Source organism: Hymenobacter bucti, from assembly GCF_042681145.1.
GTDB lineage: Bacteria > Bacteroidota > Bacteroidia > Cytophagales > Hymenobacteraceae > Hymenobacter > Hymenobacter bucti.
The window spans coordinates 1-26,212 of record NZ_JBHUFD010000019.1; the positions used below are offsets into that span (position 1 = coordinate 1).

Here is a 26,212-nt window from a genome sequence, read left to right on the forward strand (position 1 = left end):
TTTTCACCGAGCCGATGCTGGCACTGCTCAAGGACGGGGCCCAGGTCGTCTTTATTACCTCTAACATGGGCTTGCCCAGCCAGGCGGGGCCCAACGGCACGGCTTACCGCCTCTCGAAAGCGGCCGTTAATATGTACGCCGCCATGCTGGCCCAGCGCGTGGCCGACCGCCACATTAATGTGACACCCGTGCACCCCGGCTGGGTCCAGACCCGCCTAGGTGGCGACAGCGCCCCCTTTACGCCGGAGCAGGCGGCCGACGGCATTTTTCAGGGCATCGTAGCGCGCCCCGAAAGCGGCCAGTTCTGGAACGTGGAAACCAACGCCGTCATGGCCTATTAAGCAAAGAACGGGGCCGGCTTACGTCGGCCCCCGACTTGCTTACGCACCTGCTTTCATCCCCTCGGCGCATGGCAAAACGCGCCAACACCTACCGGCTCACGCTGGCCCTGCAAACGCTGGCCAGCGGCGAAGCGGCCCCACCCCGGGCGCTGGAGCTGACCTTCGATAACCACGACGAGTTGTTTACCATCATCGACCGGCTGCGGCAGCAAGACCCCTTCGGCGACCCGGCGCAAGCCACCGAGTTGGCCATTGGCCTGAAGCTCTTCAGCGAAGTGATGCTCAAAAACCGCAGCCATCCACTGTTCGAAGAATTTTGGCCAGCCTTCCGCCTCTTCCTGGCCAAGCTCAAGGGCTAGGCGGTGCTACCGGCCAGTTTATACCATCTCCTCCACTTACTAGCGAAGCAGCTAATGGCAACCACTCCAAAAATCGCCCTTGTTACGGGCGGCAGCCAGGGCCTGGGCAAAGAAATGGCCCTGCAACTAGCCCACCACGGCCACGACGTCGTGCTGACCTACCACAGCCACCCCGAAGCCGCCGAGGCGGTAGTCGCCCAAATCCGGGGGGCCGGGCGGCAGGCGTTCGCGCTACCCTTCGATGTGGCCGACAGCGGCACGTTCGACGCGTTTGTGCGCGCGCTAACGGAGCGCCTGACCGCGCAAACCGGCCGCCCAAACTTCGACTTCCTGATTAATAACGCGGGCAGCGGGGCCGATACGCTCATTGCCGACACCCCGGAGGCGGTACTCGATGAGCTGTACCGCATTCACGTCAAGGGGCCCTACCTGCTCACGCAGAAGGTGTTGCCCTTTCTCAACGACGGCGGCCGGGTCGTCAACCTGGCGTCGGGCCTCACCCGCTTTACCACCCTAGGCCGCTCGGCCTACGCCACTATGAAGGGGGCCGTCGAGACGTTTACCCGGTACCTGGCCAAGGAAGTGGGACCGCGCGGCATCACGGCCAACTCGCTGGCCCCCGGCATCATCCAAACCAGCTTCACCGAGGCCACCTTCGCCCAGCCCGAAAACGTGGCGCGCCTCCAATCCATCACGGCGCTGGGCCGCACCGGCACGCCCGAGGACATCGGCGGGGTAGTGGCCTTTCTGTGCTCGGACGAGGCCCGCTGGATTACCGGGCAGCGTCTGGAAGTATCGGGCGGCATGAACCTGTAGCCGGCCTGCTGGCAGGATTTAATCTATTCCTCTGTTAATAAACCCATTATGTATCCTGACTTAAAAGGCAAAGTGGCCTTAATCACCGGCGCGACCAAAGGTATCGGGCGCGGCATCGCCGAAAAGTACGCCACGCTGGGCCTACGGCTCGTGCTCAACTATTCTGCCGATGAAACGTCGGCCCAGGACACGGCGCAGGCCCTGGACCGGGCCGGGGTGGAGTACCGGCTGGTGAAGGCCGATATGTCAAGCCCCGCCGCCATTGAAAAGCTGTTCAGCGAGGCGCTAGTCAATTTTGGCCAACTCGACATTGTAGTAGCCAATGCCGGCATCGAACTGATTGAAACGCCGGTGCTCCAGTCCACCGAGCAGGACTTTGACAAGGTGTTCAACCTCAATGTCAAAGGGACGTTTTTCGTTATGCAGCAAGCGGCCAAGCACGTGGTCGATGGGGGCCGCATCATCCTCATCTCTTCCACCATGAGTATCCACCCCGACGCCGGGGCCTCTATCTACGCCGCCAGCAAGGCCGGTCAGAAGCTATTCGTGGAGGTGCTAGCCAAGGAAATCGGTCCGCGCCACGTCACCGTCAATTCCATTATGCCCGGCATCATCGACAATGCCGGCGTGATTACGGCCCTGCACCCCGACATGAAAAAGCAGATGATGGCTGGCAGCCCCTTTAACCGCTTGGGCACGGCTGCCGACATAGGCAACGTGGCGGCCTTCCTAGCCTCGGCTGATGCCGGCTTTATTCACGGGCAGCACCTAGCCGTGAACGGCGGCTCCATTCATTAACCGCTATCAAGCGGCGAGAGGTACTCAGACTGCGCTTTGCTGGCGTTTGAAGTCGTCAGCCGCCAGCCGAATGCCCTCGGCATAGGGCGTAGGCGTGACGCCGTAGGTGCGGTCGAATTTGCTCGAAGCGAACACGTACGGCTCCTCATATTGATAAAGCATTTCGAGCAGTTCGGCCAGTATCGGACTTTGCGGGGCCGCCGCGGCTACCTGCGCGCGGCTCATTATCTGCAGGTCGGGCGAGGCCTGAAACTGCGGGGCGGCCAGCTGCACCAACTCGGTGATGGTGGGCGGGTGGGGCGCCGTGGGCAGGTGCCAGGTTTGACCGAAAGCTCGCTCATCGCCGACCAGCCGGTATAGTGCCTGCGACATGTCGGTAGTGAAGCCAAACGAGTGCGGCACCTCTCCATTACCGAACCACTGTGCGGGCTGCCCCTGGGCTAGGTTATTAAAGAGCAGCATGTTAATCAAACTCACCTGCAAGGTGCTGTGCGGCCCGTAAAAGTCGGCCGAGCGGGCCACCAGGGCTGGCAGGCTGCCGGCCTGCATCTCGCGCAGCAGCTCCCCGACGATTTGCGCGCGCACTTCGCCTTTCTTGCTGATAGGATTGAACGGGGTCTCCTCGGTCTGGGCGCCGCGCACCAGGCCGTACATGTACACGTTGTCGAAGAAGACGAGCCGGGCCCCCACCTGTTTGCAGGCTTCGATGGTGTTGCGCATGATAAGGGGCCATTTCTCTTGCCATTCACTCGTGCTATAAGGCAGGCCCACGAGCAGATACACGACGGTAGAGCCGGTTAGGGCGTCTCGGAGCTGGCCAAGGTTGGTGACATCGGCCGCTACGGCTTGCGCCCCCGCCACTGCGGCGGCGCGGCGGCTCACGAGCCGCACTGGTTGGCCCTGGGCGCTGAGTTCGGCGAGCAGGCTGTGGGCCATCGTACCGCCTGCGCCCAAGATTGTGTGTAAAGCCATGAGAACGAAGAGGGTGAAAGGGAGAGTTATGAAGCGAAAAGACAAAACCTACAAGTTAGGACCCCAAGTACTTGCTTTGATATCGCGACACCTCGTCAAGCAACTGTAGGCGTGATGCAAAGGAAATGAAATCAGCCCGTCTCCAGTTGGGCGGCGCTTGCTTAGGCAAAGACGGCCGTTCCCACAGCCTTGCGGCAGGCCAGTGGGGTGATGCCGGTCTGCTTCTTGAAGAAGTTGTTGAAGTAGGTGGGGTAGGCAAAGCCCAGGCAGTAGGCAATTTCGGCCACGCTCCAGGTGGTGTGGTGCAGCAGGGCTTTAGCCTCGTCAGTAAGGCGGCTGGTGATATGCGCGCTCGTCGGCTTGCCAGTGACTTCTTTTACGGCCCGGTTCAGGTGGTTAACGTGGACGCCCAGCCGGTCGGCGAACTCCTGCGCCGTTTTCAACGCCAGCGTCTGCTCGGGGCTTTCTACGGGAAACTGCTGCTCGAGCAAGTCTAAAAACCGGGCGCTCAGGCGGGCCGCCGCATGGTGGTGCTGGACAAAGTTTTCGACAGGCTGGAGCTGCAACGCTTCGTGAATCGCGAGTTGCAGGTAGGTGCGAATCAGCTCGGCCTTGAAGGGGTAGTCGGCTTCCTGCGCGGCCAGCATTTTCTGAAAAATGCCCGTCATAAAGGGGATTTGCGCCGCCTGGAGTTTGAAAATTGGCGTGCCCCCGATTTTAAACAGGGGCGACTGCGGTAGGCTTTCCGACCGGTCGAGTAAGGCGATAAACTCCTCCGTGAAGAGGCTGATGTAGCCGTACCGGTAGTCGGCCAGCAGCTCCAGGGAATAGGGGATGTGCGGATTGAAGAACAGCAGGTAGGTGCCGTCGAGCTCCCAACTCTGGTGGCCGTAGTGCAGCCGGGCCTTGGTTGTTAGCAGGATGACTTTATAGTAGTCGCGCCGGGTAAAATGGGGCTTCGCGTGGCACGGGCGGTCCACCTCGTACACCTTGAAGCCTTTCAGCTTCTGGTCGCTCGGGTTCAACTTAATGGGCGAGGTAGCCGCAGTACTAATCATCGGGTAAAAGTACGAAAATCAAACGACACTAACTGCTCCACGTCAGTCCAGTTGGGGAGGCCTTTAGGCCGGGTTTTCGCTCACCCGCCGGGTGGGCAGCACCTGCGGGGGACTGGCCAGCAGGGGCCGCATCTGCTCGACCAGGCGGGCCTGCGGGGGCGTGGGGTGAGCGGCCACGGCCTCGTCAGTGGCCCAGGCGGCGGCCAGCACGAACGCTTCCGGGTCTTCGGCTTGCTGGAAGAGGTGGTAGTACAGGCAGCCGGGTTCCGCCCGCACCAGGTCCACGAGTTTGAGCAGGAGTTCCTGCACGTGCGCCCGGTGCGCCGGCTGGCTGTGAATGGTGACGAGCAGGTGCCGCTCGGCGGCTTTATCAGCGGTAGGCATTAGCTAGGGCGTTGAGTTGGAAAAGGCTAACGTCTACTACCCCCGCGGGCGCGATTTCGCGCTCCCCGGGGGTAGTAGGCCGTCATTCAAGCGGGCGGGCTTACGCTACCGTGAGTACGATTTTACCCTGGATGTGTCCGCGGGCGACGCGTTCGTGCGCCTGGCGCGCCTCGGCGAGCGGAAACGTGCTGTCGATAGCGACGCGCACTGTTCCGGCCTCCAGCAAGCGCCCGAGTTCGGCTAGTTGCTGGCCATTCGAGCGTACCTGGGTCATCGAGACGGTAATGCCCAGTTGGGCCGCTTCCTCGGCATCGGCGAAGCCTAAGAATACCGGAAACAACGCCCCGTCCCGCTTCAGCACCCGCAGAAAACGCCCCGTGGTGGGGCCACTGAGGGTGTCGAGCACGAGGTCAATATCTCGCACCACGTCTTCGGCCGGGGTTTTGGTGTAGTCGATAAATTCATCGACCCCCAACCCGCGCAGGAACGTCTCCTGCTCGCCCGAGGCCACGGCTATCACATAGGCCCCCTGCCATTTGGCTAGCTGCACCGCCAGGTGGCCCACGCCGCCCGCGGCCCCGTTGACGAGCACCCGTTTGCCGCTGAGCGGCACCGGGCGGTGCGCTTCCGGTTGAAAGGGGTTGGTGGCCGTGTGCCCTAGCTCAATCAAATATTGCCACACGGTGAGCCCAGACATTGGGGCCCCGGCGGCCTGCACGTGGTCGATGGTGGCCGGCTTGCGGGCTAGGTCTGAGGCGGGCGCCGCCACGTACTCGGCATACCCCCGGCTTTCCCCCACGCTGGGAAAGCGCACCATGCCGAACACTTCTTCGCCCACGGCGAAGTCCTGCACATCCGGGGCGACGGCTGCTACGACGCCCGACACGTCCGTGCCCAGCGTGAGGGGAAAGGTAACCGAAGGTCGCCACTCCGCCGGTAGCATCTTGTACCCGTCGCGCAGGTACCAGTCGGGCGGATTGAGGCTCACGGCGTGCACCCGAATGAGTACCTCCCCCGCCTGTAGCGTGGGCATCGGCGCCTCCTCGTACCGCAGCACCTCCGGTCCCCCGAACTCGTGCTGCCGAACCGCATTCATCGTGTTGGCCAAATGGGCTATCCCTGTTGCTGCTTCTGTAGCCATGCTGGTTGCTAGTAATTAAGTGGGTGAATTGCCCCGGTTTTTATCGATTGACAGGCGCTAGCGCAAGGCTGCGCACGCTGCCCAAAAACCGGCTTGTCGTTGCCGTTATTTCCGGTTACGATTGATGATGCAAAGGTCCTCCTTTTATGGCAGCGACAAAAAACACGATTCAAACCAAAAAGTATGAATATCACACAATCAGACTTTTATTGTCTGCCGACGAAAGTGTTGCCGGGTGCAACGGAATAGGTAGGTCAGCCTTGGGTGCGGGCGCCCCGTTGCTCGTCCCTAGGTCAGGCCGCTCCCGCTCAGCAGCAGGTGCTGGCTGCTGACGAAGGAATACAACTCACCGTCAAAAAACTCAGCGACGTTGGCCACGTCCGCTACGGGGCTGATACGGCCCATCGGCGCAATGTTGCGGACGAACGCTAGGCAGTATCTCCCGCTTGGAACGGTCTACATCGTTCAGTAAACCCCCGTTTTCTCGAGTAATCTTGCGGACTGGGAGCAGGTGAGTATCTTCTTCCTCTCTTCATTGTTTATGCACCCTTCGGAACTGTCCCTGCTCCTGCACTTCAGCAAAACCATCGCTACGACCCGTGATAAGCAGGGCCTGGTGAGCTTGCTGGGGCAACTGCAAGAAGCATTCGGCTTTAGCCAGGCGCGGGTAAGCGTCAGCCAGGGAATGGGGCAGCACCGCTACTTGGCCTTGGTCGTTTCGGAAACGACAGGGCCAGCTGGTGGCTTGCCCGAATACGGGGCGCAGGCTGACGCGGGCTCGCCCTACCCCTGGCTGTTGCAACAACCAGAGGGCCAATTGCTGGGCTTGGCGTCCCTGCAAAAAATTGCGCCTGCTAGTCACGTTTTACAACAATTCCAAGCCGAAGGGTTAACGGAGTTGTTGGCTAGCCCCCTGCGAAATGGCAACCGGGCGATTGGGGTGTTTACCCTGCACTACTCGGCGGGTAAGCTGACCGCCGCTAAACTGCCTCTTTTTCAAGCCGTGGCCGATTTACTTGCCGTGGCGGTGGCCAACCTGCTGGCTAATGAACAGGTCGAGCAGCTGCAGCGCCTGCTCCTAGCCCCGGATGCCACCGTCACCCCGCTGCGCACGCGCGACTACGTGGCGCAAACGGTCATTGAGGCCTTTCGCCAGCTGCTGCCCTTCGATGCCTCCTGCCTGGTAGCCTACGACCAGGGTCTGACCTACGAATGGTTTTACCTGGGCGACCTGCCGGCTGCCGTACAGCAAGACGAAGCCGTGCAGGGCTACTACCCCCAGTTGCGGCCGCGCCCGGAGCTGGCACCAGCTGCCAGCCGACTCACCTGGCTCGCCGAGCCCGTTATTCAGTATTGCGACCGCGCTACACTGGAGGCCATCAGCGCGCGCAAAGGCTACCCCATCTTGGGGGCGTTGCTGCGCGAAGGCTTTCAGGAAAGCCTCTACATTCATATTCGACTGGGCGACCAGCCCGTGGGCGGGCTGTTCCTGTATTCGTCTCAGGCCGGGCATTTTGCGCCGTATTTCCCCTTGTTCACGCACTTGGAGCGGCTGGTCGAGCCCGTGGCCATCGGCGTCACCAACGTGCTGGCCTACGAGGAGCTGCAAGCTGCCAACCGGGAAAAGGCCTTGCAGCTGGCAATAGGCAATACGCTGACCAGCAGCCCCGACTGGGGCCACCTCTTCGCCACGCTGGCGCACGAGTTGGAGCAGGAGCTGGCCTGGGATTTCTTCGTGGCTGCCCGGCTTTCGGACTTTCGCACCTTGTACTGCCAGCGCAAGGACGCGGCTGGCCAGTTGCTTCCGCCCCAAGACCTGGAAGGTCTGCGCGATGCGGCCAGCCTGGATGAGGTATCGTTCGCCCAAGCGCTGCAAGAGTTGCGCCCCCTCTACGCCGGGGCCGGCGTGCACGGCGGCCTGGCCTACCGCGACCTGTGCACGCGCTACCGCCTGCTGGGGCTGACCCGGCAGCTCTACGGCCTGCAGTCGCTGCTGTACCTACCGGTGCCGCTGGCCGAAGGTGATGCCGTAGTGCTCACGCTGGGCAGCCGCCACCCGTACGGGCTAACGGAGAAGGCCTTGTCGCTGCTGCAGCGGCTGGCTCCGCAGCTCACCCTAGGCTTACAAAATCAGTTGGCCTTCGCCGAAATAGTGGCCCTGAAACAGCAATTGGAGCAGGAAAAAACCTACCTGGTGGAGGAAATCAAAACCGAACACAACTTCGAGGAAATCGTGGGCAGCAGCGCCGGGCTGCGCCACATATTTCGCAGCGTCGACCAGGTAGCGCCCACCGAAACCACGGTGCTGATTCTGGGCGAAACGGGCACGGGCAAGGAGCTGATTGCCCGCGCCATCCACCACCGCTCGCCGCGCCGTGAGCGGGTGCTGGTGAAGGTAAACTGCGCCGCCCTGCCGCCTCAGCTGATGGAGAGCGAATTGTTTGGCCACGAGAAAGGCGCCTTTACCGGGGCGCACGAGCGGCGCATTGGCAAGTTTGAGCTGGCGCACAAAGGCACCATTTTCCTAGATGAAATCGGCGAGTTGCCCCTTGAGTTGCAAGCCAAGCTGCTGCGGGTGCTCCAGGAGCGAGAAATTGAGCGGCTGGGCGGCAGTCGGGTTATCGCCGTGGACGTGCGCATCATTGCCGCTACTAACCGCGTGCTGGCCGACGAGGTAGCGGCTGGTCGCTTCCGCGCTGACCTCTACTACCGGCTCAATGTGTTTCGGATTGCCCTTCCCCCCCTGCGCCAGCGACTGGAGGACATTCCCTTGCTGGCCGATTACTTCGGGCGGCGGTTTTCGCGCCGCATGGGCCGGCTCTTCCGGGGCCTGCAAGCCGGCTGCCTAGAGCGGCTGCTGCACTACCCCTGGCCGGGCAACATCCGAGAGCTGGAAAATATCATCGAACACGCCGTCATCGTCAGCAATGGGCAGTTGCTGGAGTGTGACGTGCCGACGCTGTTGCCTTCATCTGCGCCCGCCGTTGCCAGCCCACCAGCTGCTACGGCCAGCGCCATGCGGGCCGAGCGTGACCAGTGGGAGCGGGAGCGGCTCGAAGCCGTGTTGCAGAAGACCCACTGGCGCATCCGCGGAGTTGATGGCGCGGCCGCCCGCCTTCATATGAAGCCCACCACCCTCGAAGCCCGCCTCAAGCGGTTGGGAATAAAATAGGATTCCCCTACCCCTTGGCTACGCTCGCTCACGTGCTGACAAGACCGGGATAACAACCTCCAAAATTATTGGAGATTATGCTGGTAGTTACTCCAAAATTGAAGCAACTACAAAATGCAGTATAATCTTGTGATAAAATTAGATTATTGATTGTCAACTGAATAGCAAGTAACAGTTGGTATCATGAGCTTGGCATTCAAATTGGCTTAAGGCAAACAACCAGCACGAGAATGATGGCTGCCGGACCCGTGCCGATAGGGCTATTCTTCCCTCGTTATCGTTGGCAACCCTAACCAACCACCTCATGTCGCCTACCAATCCCGTATTCTTCGAGCGCCTGACCCCCGAGAATGCTGCCCTGCTACTGATTGATATGCAGACCGGCCTCATGCTAGGCGTCACAACCATTTCGCCCGTTGAACTGAAAAACAATGTGTTGGCGCTGGCTCACTTGAGCCTAACGTATCAACTGCCCACCTTGCTCACGACCAGTGCCGTGCAGGGGCCTAATGGACCTTACCTCCCAGAGGTAGCAGAATTATTTCCCGGGCAGGAGATACAGAATCGCATGTTGGTGAATGCGTGGGATGACCCCAAGTTTGTGGCTGCGGTGGAGAAAACCGGCCGTAAAAAGCTCATTATGGCCGCTATTACGACCGATGTTTGTCTCTTATTTCCGGCGCTGGCCGCTGTCCAAGCCGGCTATGATGTCTACGCAGTGGTCGATGCTTCGGGCTGCTTTAGTACAGCCGCCGAGTCATCGGCAATTACGCGCATGGCGCAGGCAGGGGTAAAGATAACGGGCTGGGGCACAGTGACTGCCGAGCTGCTGCATGACTGGAGCCAACCAATATCCCAAAAGACGGGCGCGGTGCTGGGCCAGTATATGCCGGCCACGGGTTACTTGGTCAATAACATGGCCGCGCAGCAGGCCACCGCTAACCAGCAGGCAGCTCTCCAGCCCGCGTAAGCGCGCCGCCCCGCCGTGCGACTGGCTTCAGCTCCTAGGAAGAGCAAAATCGATGGGCCCACCGCCCGCCTGCCGTTCGAGGAGATACTGGAGCACCCACCGACCGCGGCGGGCGTCGCCTTCGAGGCCGCGACTACCACTTTCTCTACCCGCTGTCGGCCCCGTTGACTGGGCCAACAACGGGCATTCACTACTTTTTCCCTCATTTTTACCAAGTTCATGCGCCCAACTTCCATTCGCACCCTCGACCCACAGGCTGGCCCCGACGTATCGGTGGTCGGCGACACGTACCGCATCGTGACCAGCGGCGCTCAGAGTGATGGCGCTTACGCCATCATCGACATGCTGGTACCGCCCGGTGGCGGGCCCGGGCCCCACGCGCATGCCCTCATCCAGGAGTCATTCTATGTAATAGATGGCGAGGTAGTGGTGCGGTCGGAAACGCAGACGTACACCGCCCGCAAGGGAGCCTTGGTTGAGATTCCCAAAGGCGGGGCCATTCATAGTTTCAGCAACGAATCGACCACGGTAGCCCATCTGCTGTGCGTGGTAGTGCCCGCAGGCCTTGATGAATTTTTTACGGAAATCGGCCAGCCCGTGGCCGCCGGCCAGTTTCTGCCAAAGCCGGAATTAAGCCCGGATAGCCTGAAAAAAATCCAGGCCATTGCGGCCCAGCACGGCCAGGAAGTCTTCCCGCCCGACTACTTAACCAAGTAAAGTCCGCCGGCCCGTAGCCAGTTCTTGCGTCGCCGTCGGATGGGACCCGCGCCTACCCGGTGGCGACGCTTTTTGGCTTAATTGTTCCTACTATGAATGCTTCCGCTAAATCAACTCACCCACCGGAAATTACGCCGGCTTCCCCGCCAGCTGGCTTTACCTCGGCTACTGCCCGGGTCAATGGCATCCAGCTGCACTACGTGCTTGGCGGCAACGGGGAGCCGGTGGTGCTGCTGCACGGCTGGCCTCAGACCTGGTACGAATGGCAGCGCCTGCTGGAACCCCTGGCGGCGCACTACTCCGTGATTGTCCCGGACCTGCGCGGGTTTGGGGCCTCCGAAAAGCCCGCTACCGGCTACGACACCCGCACGCTGGCCGAGGACATCCACTCGTTGGTGCAGCACCTAGGTCTGTCCCGCATCCGGCTGGTGGGCCACGACATTGGCCTGATGGTAGCCTACGCCTACGCGGCTGCCTACCCCACCGAAGTCCACAAGCTAGTCATTCTCGACGCGCCGCTGCCCGGCGTCGAGCCCGTATGGAGTCTGGTGAAAGCCAGTCGTTGGCACTTTGGCTTCAATGCTACGCCTCACTTGGCTGAGCAGCTGCTGGCCGGTCGCGAGCGGTATTACCTGGAATATATGTACACCACCTCGGCTTTCAACAAAACGGCCTTCACCGCGGCCGAAGTTGACGAGTTTGTGCGCTCCTACGCGGCGCCGGGGGCGATGGGAGCCAGCCTACAGATTTACCAAGCGTTCGATACCTCGGCCGCTCAGAACCAGCGCAGTGCGCTCACCAAGCTGCCCATGCCCGTGCTGGCCTTAGGCGGCGACCATTCCTTCGGCCCGAAAATCGTGGCCATGGCTGAACTGGTAGCCACCGATGTGAGCGGCGGGAGCATTCCCAACTGCGGCCACTGGGTAGCCGAGGAAAACCCGGAATATCTGTTAGCCCAACTGCTAGCTTTCTTGCCATAGATGTCTCATTTTGAAACAGTTTATCATATAGCCACCTTTCCTTTTTCGCATGAAACCTTCTTCCTGGCTTATGGTCGCCTTGGGCGCCGGCGTAGCCGGTCTCTTGGTGGCCCGCTCGTCTAAAAAAGTGCCGCAGACCACAGTAAGTGCCATTGTGGACGCCCCCCTTGCCGCGACCTTCGACTACATTGTCCCAGTGGACCTGACGCGTATCTTCCTGGGTACTGTCCTCATTCCCGCCATCGTCGACATGAGCATCAAGGACGGCTGGAACAAGCCGGGCTTGGTGCGGACCATCACGTTCGCCGACGGCTCAACCTCGCAGGAGAGTCTGCTCACCGTGCGGGCCCCCACGTCCTTCTCCTACCAAAACGAGGGCTTTACTTCCCTGCCCCTGCGGCTGCTGCTCCAGCGCTTGGAAGGCGAGTGGCACTTTACCGAACCGCGCGACGGGCGAACCAACATTGAGTGGACCTACCGGGCGGTCCCCGTGAACGGGCTCGCCCGCGTGCTGGTACAGTTAGTACTGATGCCGCAGGTTCGCACGATGTTAACCAATGCCTTGGCCATCTTAAAGGACGACCTGAACAGGATGCATTACCCCGCCGTGAAAGCCCGCATGGAACGGGTGTCAGCTTAACTAAATGCCCCCTTCGGCCGACCCAAGACACGAGCAATTTTGGCCTTGATTGAAAAGTTAATCGATGGCCCGGCCGCCGCTAGCTTTTTGGTAAGCGTGCATGAACACGCCGTACGGACTTAGGTACTACCTAGCACGGGAGCTTCGGGCCGTCCAGGCACTTTGTCGCTCAGCAGTCGGGCCTGCGGTCGGCACATAAGGCTGGACTCCTCCCGGCCAGGCAAACCCACAGATGGCCTGTGTATTGAATCATTTGGCGGCAGTGGCTGTTGCAAGGCCCTATTTTTGACTTGGTACCCGGTCGCTGGTCGCTAAAGCAGCCCAGAAACCGGGTATAAATGCTGCTTTTTGGCCCTTTGTGCGCTGGCCTCTCTTGTTGAACGACCCGGCGCGTTTTGCAACAGCCACGGTCGTTTGTAGTACGTAAAGATCAGTGAATTAGTATCATTATACAAGCTGAGCGCTGAATAGGCGGTGAAGTTGGCTTTGGTTAAAAGGGTAGGTCAACTGGTAATCGGGGGATTTGCCAACGCTCGTTCTTTGTAGGCTTGCCTGCTAACCTCTTGACTATAACGCGGAAAGGGCAACTCCATTCGAGTTGCCCTTTCCCTATCTTTAAGCTGTCCTTACGTATTGGCTACCAAGGGCTTTCGGTTTCGCCGGCCGGCGCGTCCCGGCTAAAATACTTCCCCGTGGGGCCGTCGGCACCAAAGGTGGCGTGTTGGGCTACAAACCGGGCGGCATCCGTTACGGCCCCACCTTGGTGCCCAGTAAAGTCGGTGGCCGTTTGGCCTGGATCAACGGCATTGACTTTAAAGCCTTTCGCGCGCAGCTCATAGGCCAGGAAGACGGTATAGGCATTGAGGGCCGTTTTCGAGGGGCCGTAGGCCGCTAGTTTATAGGGCGCATAGACCCACGTTGGGTCGCTTTGCAACGTGAGCGAGGCCAGGCCCGAGGTGATGTTGACAATAACGGGAACCGGCGCCTGCCCGAGCAGGTCCAGAAAGGCCTGTGTCACATCAATGGTGCCAAAGAAGTTGGTGTCGAAGACCTCTCGTAGCTGGGCAGTGCCGGTAGTCAACGCGTTTTGGGGCATCTCCCCTCGAACGCCGGCATTGTTAATCAACACGTTCAGGACATTGGTCTTCGCCCGGATGGTTTGTTCGGCCGCCTGAATAGACGCTTTATCGCAGACATCGAGTTGAATGGCTTCGACGTGGCCGAGGCCGGCTTCGGCCAATTGGGCCACGGCCTGCTGCCCTTTGGCCAAGTCTCGGCAGCCGAGGTAGACAAAGTAGCCCTGTTGCGCCAATTGCCGGGCGGTTTCTAGGCCGATGCTCTTGTTGGCACCCGTAATAAGAACCTGTTTCATGCGTTTTGCGAGGGGGATAAGTACCGGGCGAAGGTCCGGCGGCAGCCGAAGGGTTTACTTACCTTTAGGTAAAAAGCAGCCAACCGGCTTACACCATGGCTCCGGTAGCTCCTAGTGCGGGTAGCCCCCGGCTTACCTACCCTGGTTTGGTCGCCAGAGTAGGGGGAGCTGGTCAGGTGGTTGCGTCCGAGGAATCGGGCCGACTATCCAGCCGGCGGCGGATACGACTCAGCGACTGTGGTGTGACGCCAATGTAGGAAGCCAGGTAGGCCAGCGGAATCCGGTTGGCCAGGCCCGGGAACGTAGTCAGAAACTGTGCGTAGCGGGTGGCCCCGTTGGGGCTGACCAGCGCGCTGCGCCGGTTCATTTTTTCCAGCAGCGCCCGCGTGAAGAACTGCTGTTCCACCTGTGGCCACGCGAGAATAGTAAGGCTCAGCGTCTGCCAGGCGCGGGCCTGAAAGACCAGCACCTGTACCGGCGTCACGGCCTGTACGTACTCGGTGCAGGGCTGCTTGAACCGATAGCTTTGCAAATCCACCACGAAGTGGTTCTCTTCCACAAAGTACTTGGTGTTTTCCGTGCCGTCCCGGTCGAAGTAGCACACGCGGAAAACGCCGGCCACGACAAAGCCGATTTCTTGCGCCACTCGTCCGGCCTCCGAAAAGTAGTCGCCCGGCTGGTAGGTGCGTGCCACGGCCTGGCTGCGGATAAGCTGGAGTTGCTGCGGGCTGAAATAGTGGAATTGCAGCAGAAAGTCGTCAAGGGGCGAGTCGGTCATGGACGCAAGCGGGTAGCATGTGGCGTGGCGCCAGGCAATCGGCACGCACTAAAGGTCCTGCTTGGGGCGCGGGCAGTAGTTACCAGATGGTAAAAAGTACGGGCGCAGCCGGTTTCTGCTTGGGATTAGTGATAGAGCAAGCTGGTAGTATACTTAGCCTCGTCCCAACCACCATAGATTGTGCTAAATCATACTAGATAAACCGGAAAAATACTGCGCTGAGTGTAGTAGTCAGTCGGGCCAAAACCCGCACTTATTTCAAGAGTGGGTTTATAGCGGGCGTTATGTAAAACCAGCGTCATTTTACAAGTAGTAATCCGTGGTGGCTGACACGTAAATAGGGTTGAATTTTTAAGGTAATAAGGTCACAGCGGTGGTTTTGCGTAGAAATAACACCGCATCAAAGGCCGAGGCGAGCTTCATGACTGCATAGAATTTTTCGCTGCCAGGGTCTGATCGGCCAAGCGTAGGGCCGCACCAGGTCCTGAATGCCGTAGCCGTGGCTGCACAACGCCTAGTTCACTTCTACTTGGTAGCGCGCACAAAGGTGTCCGTAAAGGTGTAGGTGGACTGACCTGGATAAGTAACGACTAACGCCGTGCTCGTTAAAGAGGTAATGGTGTGGCTAATCGGCTGGGAGGCGTCAATCGTGATGACCCCATTAGCTAGGCTATACGGGTAGGTATCGTTAACCCTCGTACCGGAATAGTTAAGCCACCGGCCGTCAGTAGTAAACTCGCGCACGTAGTAGCCATTATCCAACGTAGCCGTATTCGTGGTTTGGCCATCCGTCCGGGACTGCCGGACGAGCACCCATTTACCGATGAGCAACTGTGCCTGTGTAGGGGGTGGCATAACCGGGGTAACCGGGGTAACGTCATCGGCTTTGTGGCAGCTAACACTGGTTAGGCCAGTCAGCAGGGCAGAGGCTAGTAGGAGCGCTTTCATGCGCGCTAATATACTCATTATCTACAACCTACCCTGGTCTAGTGGGCCATGGCTTTTTGCTGCTGCGACGCTGGATACTTATGGAAACGTGCTGAGGGGATGAGTTTCGTAAACGCCCAAATGGGAGCCTCATAACGGCCAAAGTACCACGCCGGGCTCAATGGCCAACAGGGCAAAAACCCGCACTGATTCTAGGGTTGAGTTTCTAAGCCCTTTTACGTGCTGTAGTTCGTCGTTTTCAATATGTAAATTTATGTTACTTACTTTGTAACAATAACTTAACTACATAGTCGCTCGTGGTAAGCTTATCAGCCAAGACTAAATCCAAGCACTGCTTACTCGCTGCCGGGTTTTATACGGGCGCTGATTACGACAAACGCCGCGTAGCCTGGGCCGCGCGCCAAGCACATAACAGCTTCATTTGGCTGCCGCTTGCGAATGCGTACGTACAGCACCCGGTTTTTACGCACCCACAGGGCCGTATCGAGCTGGTAAGCTAAATAAGTAGGCTCGTAGGCCGCTGGCCCAATTACGCGCTGCACCTGGGCTAGGTCGCTCGCCACCACCTGCGCTACCCCGCAGTCGTAGTTACGGCCCTGAGTGGTAATCTCCACCTCATCAGCGGCCATCGCCGTGTCGGGGACTACGTCGGTATCCCTTTGGCAGCCAGCTAGCACGATGGCTAGTAGAAGTAAGAGCTTTTTCATGGTTTGAAAGGGTTGCTTAATCTAACGAGCATCCCTGGCCGGCAATCGTTGCATTAGTGCCCGAACCGCACCTACAACCTGTAAAGGGTATCGGTGATAGTAAGCTACGGTCTTAAAAGATGGGTAGCCTTAGCTAAGCACTATTCCGCGGGCAAATCACCAGAGGCCGAAAACCGTACTGATTCCAAGAGTGGAGATATAAATGGCATTACGTAAAGGGATTATTCCTAGAAACAAGAGGGAGAAGATTGCACTTCCCCACTGCCCATAAAATCCTGTTTACCTACCATGCCCAAAATAGGGTTAGCTGCCCAAGGAGGCGAATATGACCCGCGCACCAACCACCTGTGCCCAATTGCTAACTAAAGCGAGCTTACCGCTGAACTAAGCGGAAAATAGTCAGCCAGCACTTGGGCAACCTTCGCTTCGGTGAGGGGTTTGGCTAGCACGCCCACGCCGGGAATGGTTTGGAGGCGGGTTAGGTCGCGGGGGCTGCTGGAGGTGGTCAGCACCACGACGACTACACCCTGCCGCTGGGCCTCGGGCCAGTGCCGGTAGGCTTCGAGGAACTCGAACCCGTTCATAACAGGCATGTTGAGGTCCAGAAAGATGAGGCTCGGACAACTGGGCGTGGGCGGCTGGCAACGAGTGCGCAGCAGGTCCAAGCCTTCCTGGCCGTCTAAGGCCGTGAGCACCTGCGCGTTCGGGTCGACGTAGTGCAGGAGCTTGGTGTTGAGAAAGTTGTTGGTAGAGTTGTCGTCAACAAGCAGGATAGTGGGCAGGGTGGCCATAGCGAAACGGGACAAGGAATCAGGATACCGGGTGTACGGGAAGAAAAACGGTGAAGGTGCTGCCTTTGCCGGGCTGGCTGGCCACCTCGATACGTCCGTCGCTGTTTTCCACCATTTTCTTTACCATATAGAGGCCAATGCCGGTGCCCTCGACGTGGGTGTGCAGGCGCTGGAACAGACCAAAGAGCTTGCCTTCGGCTTGGGCGACGTCGAAGCCTAAGCCGTTGTCCTGCACCTGCAACACATGCTGCTGGTCTTGCCGAAAGTAGGTGAACCGCACCTCGGGGGCCCGGTCGGGGTGGCGGTATTTAAGGGCGTTGCTGAGCAGATTGTACACCACCGCGTGCAGGTTCTGCTCAGAAAACGGTACGCGGACCGCCGCCGGCACGTCGAAGACGAGCCAACCCTGAGTTTGCTGCACGAGCGGCAGTAGGTCGAGCCGCACGTCCGCCACCACGGTAGCTAGCAGTACTGGCGTGGCGGGCTGAGCGTGGGCCTGTTGCAGCTTGCTCACGTCGGTAAGCTGCTCGACAGTGCGCCGGAAGTGCTCGGTGGCCTGCTGCATGAGCCGCAGCATTTCCGGCACATCGCCCACCAGGGCCGCCGGGGGCAATTCCCGGTCCAAGGCGTGCAGCAGGCTCTCGATATTGGCAATGGGTTGCTTCAAATCATGGCTGGCCGTGTAGATGAAGTTGTCCAGGTCCGCGTTGGTGCGCGTGAGCTGGCCGTTGGCCAGCTGCAATTCTCCGTTGGTGGCCCGCAACTCCTCGTTGATAGAGGCCAGCTCTTGGTTGAGGCCCTCGACCTGCTGGCGGGCTCGGACCTGCTCGCTCACATCAGTACCGACGGATATGATGCCCCGGATTTGGCCATCGGGCTCGCGACTGGGTTGAAACGCGAAATTCCAGTACACTACCTCGGGTTGCCCGTGGCGGTTAATAATAGTGGGCCGCTCGTGCGCCGTGAAGGGCTGGCCCGTGGTGAAGACCTGGTCGAAGTGGGCTACCACGGAGGGGTCCGCCGCCTCGGGCAACACCTCCTCAAACACGGGCCGGTCCTGCACGTCAGCCCATTTGCGGTCCCAGATGGCCAGCGTGGCGGCGTTGGCCACGGTAACCCGATACTGCGGACCCCGGTAGACTGCCACCGCGACGGGGGCCTGCGCCACTAACTCCCGCAGCTCGTTACGCTGATGCTCGGCGGCGGTGCGGGCGGCTTGCTCGCGGGCCTGGCTTTCGCGCAGGGCTTGCTCGACGGCGCTGCGGTCCTGGTCGCTGGTATCGGTGAAGCTGACCACCAGCCAGTCGCCGCTACGCCGGGCGACGAGGCGGAAGTAGTTGTCGAGCCCGTCGGCCTGGTAGTTGACTTCGTAAACGTCGAGGTCCCCCTGTAGGTACACGCGTCGGTAGTATCCTAGAATACCGGCCACGTCAGTGTGCGGGAAGCGGGTGAGCAGGGTGCCGTCGGGACGCTCGGCTAGGCCCGTCATGCGCTGGCCAGCGGGGCTGAGGTAGACTAGGTCGAAGTCTTCAATCGCGCCGGCAGGGCCAGGACCGTAGACTGGACGTAGCACGTTGACGCCGGTAAGTGAAATGACCAGCAGGTCGCGTAGCACGCCCTCCGACAGGAAAGGGGCGGCAGGGAAGTCGGGAGCACCAGGGGCAATGAGCAGACGAGCAGAAACCAGCGAAACGGAAGAGCGTGGCCGAAGGTGCACACGAAAATGGGGAGCAGGTGCCTGCTTAGGAAAAGCTTTGCGAAAGCGATGGGTAACCAATGGCCTGAACAAACCTAGCCGTTACAGCTTAGTGGCTCAGAAAGGCGCACCATAACCATACTGAGGCCCCCTCTGATGAGTGCTGAAAGCTAGCTTAGGAGGTACCTCATTAGCTCAGGAAGTAGGTTCTGAATCATTATAGCAAACCGGTACTTTCTGAGCCAGTAAGTCCGTTCGAAAAACCCCCTCGCAAAACGGCCCTGAAAACCACGTTTTCAAGGCCTTTGGCGTAGGTAGGGAAGTCATTCGAAAAACAGTAGTGGCTGTTGCAGAACTCCACCTAGGGCTCGTACGCAGATACCGCTAGTCAAATCGGGCGAGTAAATCGGCCGTAATCGCACCTTATTTGCGCCTTTGTAAGGGCGACGACCAGCTTTTAAATGAACCGGAGAGTTCTGCAACAGCCACTATTGTTTTGCGTTGGTAGTTGGACAAAGAATTATGACAAGTACACAAGGTGCTGAGGGACAGTAGTTCTTGGGAGCGCTCCGTTTGCTTTTCAATCCCTACTACTTGTTTAACTGCCCCGCAGAACATGAAATACTTACCCTGGCTGGCAGTCGTTACTGCCCTGTTCCTGAGTGCAACCACCGGGGGGATGGCGCAGCCCCTCCTGAGGCCACCCGCTGAAAAGAAGATGGGGGCCTACCTGATGGTCTTCTTCACCGACCCCACGCACAGCCTGTTCATGGCCACGAGCCGCGATGGCTACGCTTTTACCGCCGTCAACGACGGGCAGCCCGTGATTGCCGGCGATACCATTGCCGAGCAGCGGGGCATCCGCGACCCGCATATCTACCGGGGACCAGACGGGGCTTTCTACCTAGCCATGACGGATTTGCACCTGTTTGCCCAGCAGAAGGGCTACCGCCCTACCCGCTGGGAGCGGGAGGAGCAGGCATATGGCTGGGGCAATAACCGGGGGCTGGTGCTCCTGAAATCCATGGACCTGATTCACTGGACGCACCACGAGGTCCGCCTCGACCAGGCGTTTCCCGAATTGCAGCACATCGGCTGCGCCTGGGCGCCCGAAACGATCTATGACGCGGTGGCCGGCCAGCTGATGCTGTATTTCACCATGCGGTTGGGCAACGGGCCCACCCAGCTCTACTACGCCTACACGGACGCAGCCTTTACCCGCCTTACCTCGGCGCCGAAGCTATTGTTCACCTACCCGGACCCGGCCATTCAGGTGCTCGACGCGGACATTACCCAACTGCCCGATGGTCGGTTTTGCCTGGCCTACGTGGCGCAGGAAAAGCCCGGCGGCATCAAACTCGCCCTCTCCGACAGCCTCCACAGTGGGTACCGCTACAACCCGGCGTGGGTGGATGTCGAGCCGGGGGCCTGCGAAGCGCCCAACGTGTGGAAGCGCATCGGCGAGCACAACTGGGTGATGCTGTACGATATCTTTAGCATTCAGCCGCACAACTTTGGCTTTGTGCAGACGAGGGACTTCACAGCCTTTCAGGACCTGGGGCATTTCAACGAAGGCCGCCTGAAGACCACTAATTTCACGTCGCCCAAGCACGGGGCCGTTATTCAGCTCACCAAAAAGGAAGCCGACCGGCTGGAGCGTTACTGGCAGCGTAAAAGTGGGGCGGGCAAGCAGGCGTCCGGGCCGGCCCAACCGAAAACCAGCCCGTGACTCCCGCCCAAAGAGGTGGTCCGGAGGCCGGTGCGGCCAAGTTTGCAGCCGGGGTCGCCCTAGGGTAAACACAGAAAACGCCGCTAAGTAAATTCAACTAGCCGCAGCAGGCTACTACTCAATTCAAGTAGTGCCATCTCACCGGAAAGGAAGGGAGTAACTAGCTCCCTAGTCCTATCTCCTCCCCTTGGCTTGCTAAGCTGCTAGTAGAGAGGGCCTATAGCCTTTCAGAGCGTGCCCTTTACGGCGGCAAGCAGCTTAGCGGGGTTCTCTGTTCCTACTCTCGTGACCCCTAGTTCTGGTTCAGGTTAAGCGGGATGGCCCAGCTCCGCTGCTCCGCGTCGGGAGGCCGGAACTAGGCGGTTGCGTTCGTCCGCTTACTGAACCGGCACCATGACTTTGTCCAGTACCACCTGGTAGGCGTCCGCCGTGACGCTTACTTCGCCCAGATAGGGGTGGTCGAGGGCAGCAATCACAAAAATCATCACCCCCACCATGAGCGCCAGCAAGCCCGTCAACACCGCGTGCAGGCGCAGGCTCACCACCACGAAGCCGTACGAAAAGAGGATGGTGATGACCGCCCCCATCAGCACGGCGCCCCACAGCACCCCCGGCACGCTGCTGCCGATGCTCTCGATGCGCTGCCGCCGCAGCTCCACCAGCTTGTTAAACGTGGCGACCGCCTCGCTGTGCAGCACCTGCTGGCTGCTGCTCGTCACCTCGGTGTGCAGCAGCTCCAGCTGAAAGCGGGTGAGCACCAGGCGTTCCTGGTCGTTGGCCAGTCCCCGGCGCTGGGCCGGCCATGACTGGTGCACGATGGATTGGGTATAGTGGCGCAGCTGCTGCTGGAGCGGCTGGCCCACGCGAGCGGGGTAGCCGCTCAGGTCGCGGTAGAGCACGGCCAGCGAGGCAGCCTCCTGCGAGGCAATGCCGGCTGCGGTGGAGTAGTTTTGCCAGGTCGCCACCGTCAGCAAGCCCAGCGTGAGCCCGTAAAGCACCGTGACGCCGGAGAAAAACCAGCCCACGGTGCCATTGTCGATAAGGGTGACGGCTGAGCTTCGGTGCAGGCGGCGGTGCACCAGGCGCAGGCCCGCTAGGGCCAGCAGCACCGTCAGGCCCACGATAAAGACGGCCAGTAGCCAGGTGGGAATTTCGTATAACCAAAGCATATAAGCGGGGAAAGAGGCGACGGCGTAAAACACGCCCTCCGGGGTCGAAGAAGCTTCCATAAGCGGGTAGCAAGGCAGCAATCACATTATTAGCGGCTTCTACGCGCAACCGGCTCGAAAATGGGCCCAATCCGTCGCCCCAAGCATTTTTATTTCCCAACGCGTCAGTGCCTACCCTGTGCGCTTCCCTCAAAAGAATGCCAACACAATTCGGAGTCTGCCTACCTCGTGGCTCCGAAAGGCGCGCAATTCTGACACCCCTCCCCTCCCCCATTAGACAAACCGAAACCCACTTTTTGCTGGGTCAATAAGTAGACTCCGAAAGTTTTTGTCCTTCTGGTTTGCGAACTATGCTTTCTGAGCCCTCCAAAAATAGACCCTATAATGGAGCCTGTGGTCAGTGCTTAAAGAACTCGGAAAATGCTGATTTCATGAGCACTCCATTAACTAACGTTTTTTGAAGTGCTCATGAAATCAGCAGCTCCGAGAGCTTAGCCACTTTGCGTGGGTTGCGGTGACGACTAAATCATCATCGCGCCCACATTTTCACGGCAAATGGTTGCCATGCAATACAAACACTTGATTATCAACAATAATTCCTATAGTAAAGGTCTTAAGAAAGTTCTATTGGTATCTACCCTCTACCGATAAATTCCCTGCTGCAAGCTGATAGTTAGCGTTCAATACCGCCGCTATCACGGCCGGTACTTGGACTGCTACGCTCCTGGGTAAGAGATTGTGACATTACAGTAACTGCACCCTTTAATTCGCCTAATTCCTTGCTACTACTTAAGCCAGGTATCCGGTCTGCTGCACTGAGCGCTTTATCCACGTTCTCCTTATTGATTCCGGCAACATAGGGGGTGCGCTCAATAAATTTAGCTACCTCCTGCAATCGGGCTGCGTTCAAACCTTCGCCGTTCTCTTTCAAGCCTTGCATTAGTGGCCCTACGTTTTTAAGATACGTTTCCCGCGCTTGGTCGTGCGTTGGCCCGGCTGGGGCTGGCACTGCACCTCGTTCTGGCTGACTCTGGTCGCGGCTCTCTACCTTCTCTTTTTGCGCTACGCCCGATTGCTGCTCTAAGCCTGGCTGTGCTAAGGCCGTTGTTGCGTTGCGTAACTGCTCTAGTTGGGGGCTATTGGCTATGGTGGGTATCTTGTCGGCTGCGGTCAGGGCTTTGTCTACATTCTCCTTATTCATCCCGCCGATATAAGGCACGCGCTCAAGGAAACGGCTTACCTCCTGCAATCGAGCTGCTGCCAAAGCATCTGCGGGCAGGCCAGTAGCTTTCAGTTCCCCTGCTACGTGTGTGGCGGCTTCCTTAAACTGCTCTTTTGGGCTTACGGGTGCTTGGGTAGCCGCTTCATGACGCTCCATATTCTCTATCCTATTAACTCTGTTGATGTGAGTTGTGATATCAGCCGCCCACTTGGGTAGTGGCTCGGCCTGCTGAATGATTTTCCCTTTTTCAAGCACTAATACTGTTCGGTGCTCTTTTCCCGAGTTGTCTACCAACTCTAGCCGGTCAGGTACTTTATAGTTTTGCTTAATGAGTTCCAAAGCAGCCACGTAGCGTTCTTCAATTTGCTTCTCTGGTATAGGGTGGCCTCCTGCGGCTACTCGTTGGGCCACGCGGTTCTTAGCAAGCTCTACCGATTGGACATTGACGTAGGTAACATCTAATTTGTAGCCCTGCTCCTGGTAGCCTTGGAACATCTTATAATTGCTCTGCTTAGCTAGGTTGGTTTCCCACGAAAAGCTTTCCCGCCTACTGGATAGCTCCTGGGATTGCCTAGCCATAATTGCTCCTACTCCCATTGCGCCTAGATGCGGATTCTTTGCAGCGGTAACATCCGCGTTAATCTGCTGAATACCTGGAAAGCGCTCCTCTAGTTTATTAAAATAAGTGGATTTGCCAGCCCCATTAGGACCGGCAAATACATAAAGTGTCGGCTGTTTTTCCTCTGGATTCATGCTTAAAAAGCCGTTTCCGATGCTTTATTCAACTCAGCTATATCTGTTATAGATTTCACTATTTTCTCGCTTTCCAGCACGGCCTGGCCGTTTATAGAAAGCAGGGTTAAGGTTTTATTGTCAGGCGAAACTTGGTAAATCTCACCTGTAGCAGGATACTCCCGCACTAGGCGATTCTGCTCGTCATAGTAGGTTAAGAACGAATCATTAGCTATAGCTTGCTGCCGAATGCTCTGACGATAAGATTGCTTCCAATCCTCCGTCTGTATCAGTTCGGCCTTATTATCAAATGGGTGCATAGCAAGGATTGTTAAAAGTAAAACCTTATGGTATAAACGGGCTATTAGGTAAAATTGTGCTCAAAAAAAGCCACTTTATTGGCTAGCTCCGGCTAAGGTATTTGGATGACTAGTAATAATGTCTTTTACCTCTTGGCGTACCCGTAAAAAGTTCTCCTGCACGGTCTTATTCAGAGCGGCGGCTGGGTCGGCTCCCTCAGCGGCAAAAGTCACCATTGGTTGCAAAGGAAAACGCTCTTGTGTGGCATCTGTCCGGTTAATCGTACCCTGGAAAAAGGGGCTATTGGTTTCAACTGTCTGACCAATAAACTCTCCTTGCTTCAAGCTGATAATGTCCTGCACCCGTACCAAGTTGCGCTCCTGGTAACTCGTGCTTTGATTAGTTGAACTGTTGCGGCTGCCGGTGCCGCCTTGGCTACTGCCAGTGCTAGTACTCGTCATTTCCTTGTCCTCGCGGCCTACCAACTCCGAAATGTATTTGGCGGTTTCTAGCGAGTTCACTTTACCAAAAAAGCTATTACCAAAGCTAGCGGTCATTACATTCATCTTATCCCGGCCGTAGGAATCTACCATTTGAGCTATGTCCTGGGTCATATATACGGTAGCAATCAAATTGCTTCGGCCGGTGTTCGGCAACTCCTCTAGGCCCGGTACATAGATAGTCGCGGCTTCGTCCAAAAATATGTAGCTGCGGTGCTTATCCTGCTGATTCATCAGTTTTATAGCCACTGTAATAATGCAGCTTACTACCGGGGAGAAGGTAGATTTCAGCGTAGGGTCGTTACCAATGCAAAGCAGCTTCGGTGCGTCGGGGTCATTTAGAGCCAATGAGAAACCTTCGCGTAGGCTCTCGTCCTTGTTGTATTCATCCGGGGTTAGTACCCATACAATTTCGGGGCTGTTAATCCGGGTTAGGATTACCTGTAAGGTGGCAATTACGGCCGCTATTTGCTTCTCTGCCTTCTGCTTTACTGCGGTAATGATAGAACGGGCCATATCACCGCATTCTAAATCAGTATCGAGCATACTTAAAACGTGCTTAAAGTCGTCGTGCATGGCCGTTGCTACGACGTGGGGAATGGTGCAATACTGCGGGTAGTGCTTCTTGTAGAACCAAATGATGCTCGTTAGGTAAGATACCGCGCTAATATCAAAGAACTCCATTTTCTTGATGCTCGTCGGGTTCAGGTTATTGATGATAGCCCGGCTGTACTCCTCGGCAAAGGCTACGACGGGCATATCTGCTGCACGTAGCGGGTTCACGCGCTCACTGCGGGTAAGGTCACGGAAATTGATAATGTGGAGTTGTACCGGCTTTTCATTTAGCCGCTTCTCTTGCTCCTTTGTCAGCTTGGACTTGCCCATGCTTAGCAATCCCTTGGCCTTTTCCTGCTCAGCCTTATGCCGACGGTCAGCTAGGATAACTGCCTTCTGCGCTACCCCGGCTAATACCGGAAATTTGAAGTCGTAGATGAGGCCCGCAAAATTCAGGTAAGCAAACTGCTCTACCATTGGCTCTCCTATCGAGTAGGTTTTGCCTGCACCTGCACCACCTAATACTAGGGTGCCTCGGAAGGGGTTAGCTATGGTTATCCAACCTCCATCAGCCGTAGGGAAGTAGACGCTGTTAGGCGTTTCAACCTTTTTGCGCTCCGTGGTCAGCCCGAAAGCCGGCCGCTTGGTACTGGCCCAAAGAAGGCCAGCTAAGCCGCCACTGGCCAGCACCGCTGCTGCCGCTATCGGATACCCCAGCTTGATAAAGCAGACGGTGTAGGTGTGAATATTGAGCAACATATAGCCGGTAATCAAAAAGACGACCGCGCAAATGCCCAAAATGATTTGTAGCACCTTCTTATCAACTGGCTTGCGCTTGGGCTTGCCTGGCACGTCGGCGGGTGCCTTCTGCACGAATACCAGGGCAATGGCTGATAAGAGTAAGAGCGTCCGCAAATAGACGCCTGCCGGGCCGTAGAACTTCGCAGCCTTTACTAACAGCTTAGACTTGACGCCCTGGCCAGCCTTGGCCACTGCTGCTGCGTGGTCTACTTGCTCCGTAACTGCTAACTCGGTGCCGTGGGTCGGGATGCCGGCGCGCTGGGGCTGGCCTGGTACTTTGCGGGTGGCGTTAAGCTGCTGCGCGGCAAGGATACGCTGGCGCTGCTGCTCGGCAAAAGCAGCCTTACGAGCTGCTAATTTTTCCTGTGGGCTGAGAGCTACTATCTCTGGCTCGGCAAACTGCACGGCCCTAGCTTCTGCTACCTCCTGGCCGTGTAGTAGGGTATAATACTCCCCGCCGATAATGGCCAGAATTAGGAGCACGAATATCAGCCCGGTGTTCTGCGCGTTGCCTGCCGGTTTAGGGGTTGGACTACTCATATTAGGGTAAGGCTATGGTGGAAA

24 protein-coding genes are annotated in these 26,212 nt (G+C 58.1%); 10 read left to right on the forward strand and 14 right to left on the reverse strand.

Features of this window, described 5'->3' with window-relative positions:
* From ACFSDX_RS23770 to ACFSDX_RS23785, 4 genes are all read left to right on the forward strand, one after another.
* A partial coding sequence (locus ACFSDX_RS23770) for an SDR family NAD(P)-dependent oxidoreductase (RefSeq protein ID WP_382318239.1) occupies nucleotides 1-341 on the forward strand: 341 nt, incomplete at its 5' end.
* 68 nt (nucleotides 342-409) lie between these two features.
* Nucleotides 410-700, forward strand: a complete 291-nt coding sequence (locus ACFSDX_RS23775) for a DUF3861 domain-containing protein (protein WP_382318240.1) — start codon at nucleotides 410-412, stop codon at nucleotides 698-700.
* A 54-nt stretch (nucleotides 701-754) separates the two neighbouring features.
* On the forward strand, nucleotides 755-1,516 hold the full coding sequence (locus ACFSDX_RS23780) for an SDR family NAD(P)-dependent oxidoreductase (RefSeq protein WP_382318242.1): 762 nt from the start codon (nucleotides 755-757) through the stop codon (nucleotides 1,514-1,516).
* 48 nt (nucleotides 1,517-1,564) lie between these two features.
* Complete coding sequence (locus ACFSDX_RS23785) at nucleotides 1,565-2,314, forward strand: SDR family NAD(P)-dependent oxidoreductase (RefSeq protein WP_382318244.1); 750 nt, start codon at nucleotides 1,565-1,567, stop codon at nucleotides 2,312-2,314.
* A 24-nt stretch (nucleotides 2,315-2,338) separates the two neighbouring features.
* Here ACFSDX_RS23785 and ACFSDX_RS23790 read toward each other — a convergent pair whose 3' ends face one another.
* The 4 genes from ACFSDX_RS23790 to ACFSDX_RS23805 form a co-directional block, all read right to left on the reverse strand.
* Nucleotides 2,339-3,286, reverse strand: coding sequence for an NAD-dependent epimerase/dehydratase family protein (locus ACFSDX_RS23790; protein WP_382318246.1), 948 nt, complete (start codon nucleotides 3,284-3,286; stop codon nucleotides 2,339-2,341).
* Nucleotides 3,287-3,447: 161 nt separating this feature from the next.
* Nucleotides 3,448-4,344 carry a helix-turn-helix domain-containing protein gene (locus ACFSDX_RS23795; RefSeq protein ID WP_382318248.1) on the reverse strand — a complete coding sequence of 299 codons (897 nt, stop codon included), beginning with the start codon at nucleotides 4,342-4,344 and terminating at the stop codon, nucleotides 3,448-3,450.
* 63 nt (nucleotides 4,345-4,407) lie between these two features.
* Entirely contained in the window at nucleotides 4,408-4,728 is a 321-nt protein-coding gene (locus ACFSDX_RS23800) for a putative quinol monooxygenase (protein ID WP_382318250.1), read from the reverse strand.
* Nucleotides 4,729-4,828: 100 nt separating this feature from the next.
* Nucleotides 4,829-5,869 (reverse strand): NADP-dependent oxidoreductase, encoded by a 1,041-nt coding sequence (locus ACFSDX_RS23805; RefSeq protein ID WP_382318252.1) that lies wholly within the window; start codon nucleotides 5,867-5,869, stop codon nucleotides 4,829-4,831.
* 541 nt (nucleotides 5,870-6,410) lie between these two features.
* Here ACFSDX_RS23805 and ACFSDX_RS23810 point away from each other — a divergent pair.
* From ACFSDX_RS23810 to ACFSDX_RS23830, 5 genes are all read left to right on the forward strand, one after another.
* Entirely contained in the window at nucleotides 6,411-9,041 is a 2,631-nt protein-coding gene (locus ACFSDX_RS23810) for a sigma 54-interacting transcriptional regulator (protein ID WP_382318254.1), read from the forward strand.
* 304 nt (nucleotides 9,042-9,345) lie between these two features.
* Complete coding sequence (locus ACFSDX_RS23815) at nucleotides 9,346-10,011, forward strand: isochorismatase family protein (protein WP_382318256.1); 666 nt, start codon at nucleotides 9,346-9,348, stop codon at nucleotides 10,009-10,011.
* A gap of 219 nt (nucleotides 10,012-10,230) precedes the next feature.
* On the forward strand, nucleotides 10,231-10,728 hold the full coding sequence (locus tag ACFSDX_RS23820; protein ID WP_382318258.1) for a cupin domain-containing protein: 498 nt from the start codon (nucleotides 10,231-10,233) through the stop codon (nucleotides 10,726-10,728).
* A gap of 92 nt (nucleotides 10,729-10,820) precedes the next feature.
* Nucleotides 10,821-11,708 carry an alpha/beta fold hydrolase gene (locus tag ACFSDX_RS23825; protein ID WP_382318260.1) on the forward strand — a complete coding sequence of 296 codons (888 nt, stop codon included), beginning with the start codon at nucleotides 10,821-10,823 and terminating at the stop codon, nucleotides 11,706-11,708.
* A gap of 49 nt (nucleotides 11,709-11,757) precedes the next feature.
* A complete protein-coding gene (locus tag ACFSDX_RS23830; RefSeq protein ID WP_382318262.1) occupies nucleotides 11,758-12,348 on the forward strand; it encodes an SRPBCC family protein in 591 nt (196 codons plus the stop codon).
* Nucleotides 12,349-12,985: 637 nt separating this feature from the next.
* On the opposite strand, the gene ACFSDX_RS23835 is transcribed toward ACFSDX_RS23830, so the two are convergent.
* From ACFSDX_RS23835 to ACFSDX_RS23860, 6 genes are all read right to left on the reverse strand, one after another.
* Nucleotides 12,986-13,720: an SDR family oxidoreductase gene (locus tag ACFSDX_RS23835; protein ID WP_382318264.1), complete on the reverse strand. Its 735-nt coding sequence runs from the start codon at nucleotides 13,718-13,720 to the stop codon at nucleotides 12,986-12,988.
* A gap of 172 nt (nucleotides 13,721-13,892) precedes the next feature.
* Nucleotides 13,893-14,498 (reverse strand): Crp/Fnr family transcriptional regulator, encoded by a 606-nt coding sequence (locus ACFSDX_RS23840; RefSeq protein ID WP_382318266.1) that lies wholly within the window; start codon nucleotides 14,496-14,498, stop codon nucleotides 13,893-13,895.
* A 525-nt stretch (nucleotides 14,499-15,023) separates the two neighbouring features.
* Entirely contained in the window at nucleotides 15,024-15,353 is a 330-nt protein-coding gene (locus ACFSDX_RS23845; RefSeq protein ID WP_382318268.1) for a hypothetical protein, read from the reverse strand.
* Between the two features lie 428 nt (nucleotides 15,354-15,781).
* Nucleotides 15,782-16,153: a hypothetical protein gene (locus ACFSDX_RS23850; protein WP_382318271.1), complete on the reverse strand. Its 372-nt coding sequence runs from the start codon at nucleotides 16,151-16,153 to the stop codon at nucleotides 15,782-15,784.
* 362 nt (nucleotides 16,154-16,515) lie between these two features.
* The gene (locus ACFSDX_RS23855) at nucleotides 16,516-16,959 is read right to left on the reverse strand and encodes a response regulator (protein ID WP_382318274.1); all 444 of its coding nucleotides are present in this window, start codon (nucleotides 16,957-16,959) and stop codon (nucleotides 16,516-16,518) included.
* 4 nt (nucleotides 16,960-16,963) lie between these two features.
* Complete coding sequence (locus ACFSDX_RS23860) at nucleotides 16,964-18,661, reverse strand: sensor histidine kinase (protein WP_382318276.1); 1,698 nt, start codon at nucleotides 18,659-18,661, stop codon at nucleotides 16,964-16,966.
* Nucleotides 18,662-19,256: 595 nt separating this feature from the next.
* Between ACFSDX_RS23860 and ACFSDX_RS23865 the strand changes: the two genes are divergently transcribed.
* Complete coding sequence (locus ACFSDX_RS23865; RefSeq protein WP_382318278.1) at nucleotides 19,257-20,369, forward strand: glycoside hydrolase family 43 protein; 1,113 nt, start codon at nucleotides 19,257-19,259, stop codon at nucleotides 20,367-20,369.
* Between the two features lie 377 nt (nucleotides 20,370-20,746).
* On the opposite strand, the gene ACFSDX_RS23870 is transcribed toward ACFSDX_RS23865, so the two are convergent.
* The 4 genes from ACFSDX_RS23870 to ACFSDX_RS23885 all read right to left on the reverse strand — a co-directional run bounded on the left by ACFSDX_RS23870 (nucleotide 20,747) and on the right by ACFSDX_RS23885 (nucleotide 26,188).
* Entirely contained in the window at nucleotides 20,747-21,538 is a 792-nt protein-coding gene (locus tag ACFSDX_RS23870; protein WP_382318280.1) for a bestrophin-like domain, read from the reverse strand.
* 673 nt (nucleotides 21,539-22,211) lie between these two features.
* Complete coding sequence (locus ACFSDX_RS23875) at nucleotides 22,212-23,513, reverse strand: zeta toxin family protein (protein ID WP_382318281.1); 1,302 nt, start codon at nucleotides 23,511-23,513, stop codon at nucleotides 22,212-22,214.
* 2 nt (nucleotides 23,514-23,515) lie between these two features.
* Nucleotides 23,516-23,812, reverse strand: coding sequence for a hypothetical protein (locus ACFSDX_RS23880; RefSeq protein WP_382318282.1), 297 nt, complete (start codon nucleotides 23,810-23,812; stop codon nucleotides 23,516-23,518).
* Nucleotides 23,813-23,887: 75 nt separating this feature from the next.
* On the reverse strand, nucleotides 23,888-26,188 hold the full coding sequence (locus ACFSDX_RS23885; protein ID WP_382318284.1) for a TraM recognition domain-containing protein: 2,301 nt from the start codon (nucleotides 26,186-26,188) through the stop codon (nucleotides 23,888-23,890).
* Between the last annotated feature and the right edge of the window lie 24 nt (nucleotides 26,189-26,212).

Coding starts and splice junctions, on each gene's coding strand:
- ACFSDX_RS23775 (WP_382318240.1), top strand. CDS start 410: ATGGCAAAACGCGCCAACACCTACCGGCTCACGCTGGCCCTGCAAACG.
- ACFSDX_RS23780 (WP_382318242.1), top strand. CDS start 755: ATGGCAACCACTCCAAAAATCGCCCTTGTTACGGGCGGCAGCCAGGGC.
- ACFSDX_RS23785 (WP_382318244.1), top strand. CDS start 1,565: ATGTATCCTGACTTAAAAGGCAAAGTGGCCTTAATCACCGGCGCGACC.
- ACFSDX_RS23790 (WP_382318246.1), bottom strand. CDS start 3,286: ATGGCTTTACACACAATCTTGGGCGCAGGCGGTACGATGGCCCACAGC.
- ACFSDX_RS23795 (WP_382318248.1), bottom strand. CDS start 4,344: ATGATTAGTACTGCGGCTACCTCGCCCATTAAGTTGAACCCGAGCGAC.
- ACFSDX_RS23800 (WP_382318250.1), bottom strand. CDS start 4,728: ATGCCTACCGCTGATAAAGCCGCCGAGCGGCACCTGCTCGTCACCATT.
- ACFSDX_RS23805 (WP_382318252.1), bottom strand. CDS start 5,869: ATGGCTACAGAAGCAGCAACAGGGATAGCCCATTTGGCCAACACGATG.
- ACFSDX_RS23810 (WP_382318254.1), top strand. CDS start 6,411: ATGCACCCTTCGGAACTGTCCCTGCTCCTGCACTTCAGCAAAACCATC.
- ACFSDX_RS23815 (WP_382318256.1), top strand. CDS start 9,346: ATGTCGCCTACCAATCCCGTATTCTTCGAGCGCCTGACCCCCGAGAAT.
- ACFSDX_RS23820 (WP_382318258.1), top strand. CDS start 10,231: ATGCGCCCAACTTCCATTCGCACCCTCGACCCACAGGCTGGCCCCGAC.
- ACFSDX_RS23825 (WP_382318260.1), top strand. CDS start 10,821: ATGAATGCTTCCGCTAAATCAACTCACCCACCGGAAATTACGCCGGCT.
- ACFSDX_RS23830 (WP_382318262.1), top strand. CDS start 11,758: ATGAAACCTTCTTCCTGGCTTATGGTCGCCTTGGGCGCCGGCGTAGCC.
- ACFSDX_RS23835 (WP_382318264.1), bottom strand. CDS start 13,720: ATGAAACAGGTTCTTATTACGGGTGCCAACAAGAGCATCGGCCTAGAA.
- ACFSDX_RS23840 (WP_382318266.1), bottom strand. CDS start 14,498: ATGACCGACTCGCCCCTTGACGACTTTCTGCTGCAATTCCACTATTTC.
- ACFSDX_RS23845 (WP_382318268.1), bottom strand. CDS start 15,353: ATGCCACCCCCTACACAGGCACAGTTGCTCATCGGTAAATGGGTGCTC.
- ACFSDX_RS23850 (WP_382318271.1), bottom strand. CDS start 16,153: ATGAAAAAGCTCTTACTTCTACTAGCCATCGTGCTAGCTGGCTGCCAA.
- ACFSDX_RS23865 (WP_382318278.1), top strand. CDS start 19,257: ATGAAATACTTACCCTGGCTGGCAGTCGTTACTGCCCTGTTCCTGAGT.
- ACFSDX_RS23870 (WP_382318280.1), bottom strand. CDS start 21,538: ATGCTTTGGTTATACGAAATTCCCACCTGGCTACTGGCCGTCTTTATC.
- ACFSDX_RS23875 (WP_382318281.1), bottom strand. CDS start 23,513: ATGAATCCAGAGGAAAAACAGCCGACACTTTATGTATTTGCCGGTCCT.
- ACFSDX_RS23880 (WP_382318282.1), bottom strand. CDS start 23,812: ATGCACCCATTTGATAATAAGGCCGAACTGATACAGACGGAGGATTGG.
- ACFSDX_RS23885 (WP_382318284.1), bottom strand. CDS start 26,188: ATGAGTAGTCCAACCCCTAAACCGGCAGGCAACGCGCAGAACACCGGG.